The sequence below is a fragment of the Desulfobaccales bacterium genome (assembly GCA_041648175.1).
Lineage (GTDB): Bacteria > Desulfobacterota > Desulfobaccia > Desulfobaccales > 0-14-0-80-60-11 > 0-14-0-80-60-11.
Genome location: JBAZPO010000056.1, coordinates 1 through 4,012 on the forward strand (window position 1 = coordinate 1; position 4,012 = coordinate 4,012).

Sequence of the window (4,012 nt, forward strand, 5' to 3'; positions counted from 1 at the left end):
ATACCCGGATGGGGCGGTGGGATGCCATCTTCTTTGTGGACAACCCGAACCCCAAGGAGCGGCTGCATATCCTGGGGATCTACTGCGAAGCATTTAAGGAAAAGACCTCTCCCAAAAACATCCCGGCCCCAGAGGACCTGGAGGGTTACAGCGGCGCTGAAATCCGGCAGGTGGCCATCGAGGCCGCTTACAACGGCCAGGATCTGGAAGCCGCGACCCGCTTCGTCATCCCTATAAGTAAAAGCCAAAAAGCCCAGATGGACGCTTTGAGAGAATGGGCCCGGGCCCGGACCATCCCGGCCAGCCGGCCGGTCCTGGAGAAAGTCGGTAAGCGGAGGGTATCGCTATGATGGCCGTGGAAATCAGCCCGGAAACCACTGTGATGGTGGAAGTGCCGGTCCCGATCAGACTCCCCAAGTGGCTCTGGACCATTATTTATGCCCGGGCCAAGGCGTTGCATGGGGGCGACCTGGAGTGCTGCCTTAACCAACTCTTACAGGTAGGGATACAAACGGAGATCAAAATCATGGGCGCGGTCGGCCCCGGAGAGAGGAACTGATGAGCCACTACAGTGAAGTTAAGATCGAATTCCGGGATGGGGCGGCTCTGGTGGCCGGCCTGAATCGTTTAGGGTTCCAGGGAAAGGTGGAGATCCACCAGGAAGCCAAATCTCTTTACGGTTACCAAGGTGACCGGAGAGAACAGCAGGCCCATATCATCATCCGGCGCCAGCATGTCGGCCAGGCAGCCAACGACCTCGGTTTTCAGCGGCAATCGGATGGCACTTACCGGGCCTGGATCTCCGAATATGACCAGAACCACAACGGCTATAACGACTCCTGGATGGGGAGGCTCAAGCAAGCTTACGGGGTAGAAAAGGCCAAGGCCGAAGCCAAGAAAAAAGGCTACCGGGTCACTGAAGAAAAACGAGACGATGGCCTTATCCGGCTGGTCTGCAGGAGATAGGGTATGGCGACAGAAATTATCTTGGACTTTGCCCCTGACGGCGAGGTCAAAATGGAAGGCAAAGGATTTCAGGGCAAGGGTTGCGATGAAGCCATGGGCCACTTCGAGCAAGCCCTGGGCGTGGTGGCCAACCGCAAGAACAAACCGGAATATTCCCAAGGAGTAAAGACCAATGCCAGTCAGCGAGCTTGAAATCGATATCTCGGAGGACGGCACCGCTTCTACCGATTGGTGGACCAAAGAGGCTGCCGAAATCCTCTCTTTCCTGGGGCCCGCGGCGCCAGGCTTCGAAGAACTCAATCAAAATCCCTGGTGTGGGTGAGGAGGAAGACAATGGTACGAGTGGTCATCACCATGGAAGGGGGGCTGATTCAACACGTCATGTCCGACCAGGAGGGTGTCGAGGTTATGGTCCTGGATTTCGATACTGAAGGCGGAGACGACGAGCGCATCAAGGAATTTGAGGGAAATCCTGTTTATGTCTTTCAAGGGGTGGACGACGTGGACCCCGCTCGGGTCGATGAAATCGAAGCAGCCCTCTTTAAGTAAACCCTCACTCTTTTCCATAGCCGGGACGGCGGCGCCCTTCCTGTTTTGATGAACCCCTCCAAGAACGACTTGACAATACACCATAAAGGTGTAATAATATCTCACCTAGAAGATGTGAATTATGACGGAGAAACGCCAACCTACTTACGACCTTGAGGCATTCAAGGCTGCTTTTAGCAGCGTGGAGAGACTGGCCGTTACCGGCACGGCGCTAAGAAGCGCCGCCGCTCTGGGATTTGGCCGCACTGAGATCGTGGCAACGATCCAGACCATGAAACGGGAGCATTTTTACAAGTCCATGACGGCCTATGCCGATTACCGGCTTTGGCAGGATGTGTACCACGTTCCCTCATCGGTTGGTGTGCTGTATGTTAAGTTTACCGCCGATGTTTTAACCAAGTTTTTGTTGCTCTCCTTCAAGGAGAAAGAAAATGACCGCTAATCCCAAATGTCCGAAGACGGGTGCGCTGATGCACCGCAGCGTGCGCCCCATGACTTTGACCTATAAGGAGGAGTCGATCACCTTCGACATGCCCGGTTGGTATTGTGACGAGTGTGATGAGAGCATTCATACCGGCAAGGATATGAGGGTATCCGATCGCATGTTGAATCGGCTTAAGGCACGCAGCGAGGGCTTGCTTGAGCCGGAGGAGATTCGGCAAATTCGCAAGAAACTTCGGCTTTCTCAGGAGGCTGCCGGGCTGCTGATAGGCGGAGGCCCGCGGGCCTTCCAGAAATACGAAAGCGGGGACCTGCTGCCAAGCCGGGCAGTAAGCAGCGCCTTGGTTCTTCTCGATCATGACCCCAAGGCAATAGCGGTTCTAAAGAGGCGGCATGAAACCAACAAGGTCCCTGTCCCGTCACACGCCGAGCCGCACCCCTCGTAAGTGATTGGCGGAGCTTGGCTGACCTATCCCCAACAGGAGAAGCGGACAAAAATCTAAAGTAGACACCTTTAAGTAAAAACCCTAATTCTTCGTCCAAACCAGGGCGGCGGGCCCTAGTTTGCGAGGGTCCCTTAGTAAAAAGGCCGGCATTGTCCGGCCTTTATCTTTTTCTGGAGGCATGACCATGAGCGCAAAGAGAGCAGACGGTAACGGTTTTGACGGTTTGGTGGCGATTCAGCTTTGCACCCGGAGCTGGCCGGGAATCGTGAACCTCACCAAAGAGGACCTGGGAGTGGACAAGGTCCCCGAGTTCTTCCACCTGGGGAACAAGAAGTTGTATCCGGCCGAATGGCGCCAGGCTTTCAACCGCAAGATCAGCGAGGGGCGGCGCGTCCTGAACGAGAACACCTATGATTTCGTGCTGGAATGGGTGCGCTGCTCTCCCAAAGGCCGGCTGGACCGGACCCTGGAAAAGCTGGCCCAGGTGCAGAGAGAATACCTGGCCCTGGCCGACGAGTTTTGCGAGAAGTACGACGCCATCCGGGATGAATGGAAGGCCTTCTGCGAGTCGAAGCATCCCGGTTCCTGGGAGTTGATGGAGCCACACTATCCCCCCCGGGAAGTCCTGCGGCGGAAATTCGATTTCTTCTGGACCATCACCGAGATCAAGGCGGCCGAGCCCCCCTCCAAGACCAGCGCCCCGGAAGTCATTGAGGCCTACCAACGGGCCAAGGCCGAGCTGGAGGCCAAGTGCAAAGAGGCCGTCGAGCTGGCCTTCCTGGACTACATGAAGACCATCCGGGAAGTGGTGGCCGACTTGTCGCTCAAGATGCGGGAGGGGAAGGTCATCCGCAACGACTCGCTGGAGAAGGTTCGCAAGCTCCACGATTGGTCCCGGGACATGAACATCTTCGGCTACAAGCCTCTGGAGGAGGAGTTGGCGAAGCTGAAGGCCGGCCTGGACGGGGTGGACATCAAGGCCCTCAAGAACAACGACGCCCTCAAAGGACAACTGGCGGACCTGGCCGACCAGGTGGCCGCGGTGGCTTCCAAGACCGAGGACGTGAACGCCATCTCCGGGAATTACAAACGGATGATCGACTTGAGCTGACCTGAAGGGCCGGGCGCCTCCGGCCTTTCAGGAATATTTCAGGAATAATTCGCACCCAATTTTGTAAAGGAGGCAAGACCTTGAATAACATCGACAGAGAAAAGCGGGCGGGAGAAGCATTACAGGCATATCCCGGGGGTGACCCGGAGGACATTTCTTCCACCTTAGTGGACTTGGTGACGGACCTACTGCACCTTGCCAAGAGCTTGGACATCGAACCGGATTACGTCATTCGCATGGCTCAAGAACATTTTGATGCCGAGGTCGAAGAGGAGGCCCTAAATGGCTGACTATTACCAAGCGACCCTCTCTGTTCCTGCGCACCTGATCACGCCGGAAATTAAGGCGATGATTGACGAATACATTCAGGAACACGAAACCGAGGACAGCGTGGTGGATGGGATTTTTACCCTGGTAGCCCCCGAAGCCAGGTATGGGGAGTTTGAAGGAATCGAAGAAGCCTTGGTAAAAGCGGAAATCCCCTTTGATCGGGAAACTG

11 protein-coding genes are annotated in these 4,012 nt (G+C 55.9%); all 11 read left to right on the top strand.

The genetic code is table 11. The annotated features are described in order from the left end of the window. The coding region (locus tag WC600_18790; GenBank protein MFA4904777.1) for a hypothetical protein at positions 1-350 on the top strand (350 nt) is incomplete at its 5' end. Beyond that, complete coding sequence (locus tag WC600_18795; GenBank protein MFA4904778.1) at positions 347-559, top strand: hypothetical protein; 213 nt, start codon at positions 347-349, stop codon at positions 557-559. The genes WC600_18790 and WC600_18795, both read left to right, overlap by 4 nt. Beyond that, the gene (locus WC600_18800; GenBank protein ID MFA4904779.1) at positions 559-966 is read left to right on the top strand and encodes a DUF1257 domain-containing protein; all 408 of its coding nucleotides are present in this window, start codon (positions 559-561) and stop codon (positions 964-966) included. The genes WC600_18795 and WC600_18800 overlap by 1 nt, the downstream gene beginning before the upstream one ends. A gap of 3 nt (positions 967-969) precedes the next feature. Beyond that, positions 970-1,158, top strand: a complete 189-nt coding sequence (locus tag WC600_18805; protein MFA4904780.1) for a DUF2997 domain-containing protein — start codon at positions 970-972, stop codon at positions 1,156-1,158. After that, complete coding sequence (locus WC600_18810) at positions 1,139-1,288, top strand: hypothetical protein (GenBank protein ID MFA4904781.1); 150 nt, start codon at positions 1,139-1,141, stop codon at positions 1,286-1,288. The genes WC600_18805 and WC600_18810 overlap by 20 nt, the downstream gene beginning before the upstream one ends. Positions 1,289-1,299: 11 nt before the next feature. Beyond that, positions 1,300-1,515 carry a hypothetical protein gene (locus WC600_18815; protein ID MFA4904782.1) on the top strand — a complete coding sequence of 72 codons (216 nt, stop codon included), beginning with the start codon at positions 1,300-1,302 and terminating at the stop codon, positions 1,513-1,515. 121 nt (positions 1,516-1,636) lie between these two features. Further along, positions 1,637-1,957 carry a type II toxin-antitoxin system MqsR family toxin gene (locus WC600_18820; protein ID MFA4904783.1) on the top strand — a complete coding sequence of 107 codons (321 nt, stop codon included), beginning with the start codon at positions 1,637-1,639 and terminating at the stop codon, positions 1,955-1,957. Beyond that, positions 1,947-2,402 (top strand): type II toxin-antitoxin system MqsA family antitoxin, encoded by a 456-nt coding sequence (locus WC600_18825; GenBank protein ID MFA4904784.1) that lies wholly within the window; start codon positions 1,947-1,949, stop codon positions 2,400-2,402. The genes WC600_18820 and WC600_18825 overlap by 11 nt, the downstream gene beginning before the upstream one ends. A 184-nt stretch (positions 2,403-2,586) precedes the next feature. Beyond that, on the top strand, positions 2,587-3,513 hold the full coding sequence (locus WC600_18830) for a DUF3150 domain-containing protein (protein MFA4904785.1): 927 nt from the start codon (positions 2,587-2,589) through the stop codon (positions 3,511-3,513). A gap of 80 nt (positions 3,514-3,593) precedes the next feature. After that, complete coding sequence (locus tag WC600_18835) at positions 3,594-3,803, top strand: hypothetical protein (protein ID MFA4904786.1); 210 nt, start codon at positions 3,594-3,596, stop codon at positions 3,801-3,803. Further along, a partial coding sequence (locus WC600_18840; protein MFA4904787.1) for a hypothetical protein occupies positions 3,796-4,012 on the top strand: 217 nt, incomplete at its 3' end. The genes WC600_18835 and WC600_18840, both read left to right, overlap by 8 nt.

Excerpts from the sequence above, each read along its gene's own strand:
- WC600_18830 (MFA4904785.1), top strand. The coding sequence starts at position 2,587 with ATGAGCGCAAAGAGAGCAGACGGTAACGGTTTTGACGGTTTGGTGGCG.
- WC600_18800 (MFA4904779.1), top strand. The coding sequence starts at position 559 with ATGAGCCACTACAGTGAAGTTAAGATCGAATTCCGGGATGGGGCGGCT.
- WC600_18825 (MFA4904784.1), top strand. The coding sequence starts at position 1,947 with ATGACCGCTAATCCCAAATGTCCGAAGACGGGTGCGCTGATGCACCGC.
- WC600_18820 (MFA4904783.1), top strand. The coding sequence starts at position 1,637 with ATGACGGAGAAACGCCAACCTACTTACGACCTTGAGGCATTCAAGGCT.
- WC600_18795 (MFA4904778.1), top strand. The coding sequence starts at position 347 with ATGATGGCCGTGGAAATCAGCCCGGAAACCACTGTGATGGTGGAAGTG.
- WC600_18815 (MFA4904782.1), top strand. The coding sequence starts at position 1,300 with ATGGTACGAGTGGTCATCACCATGGAAGGGGGGCTGATTCAACACGTC.
- WC600_18805 (MFA4904780.1), top strand. The coding sequence starts at position 970 with ATGGCGACAGAAATTATCTTGGACTTTGCCCCTGACGGCGAGGTCAAA.
- WC600_18810 (MFA4904781.1), top strand. The coding sequence starts at position 1,139 with ATGCCAGTCAGCGAGCTTGAAATCGATATCTCGGAGGACGGCACCGCT.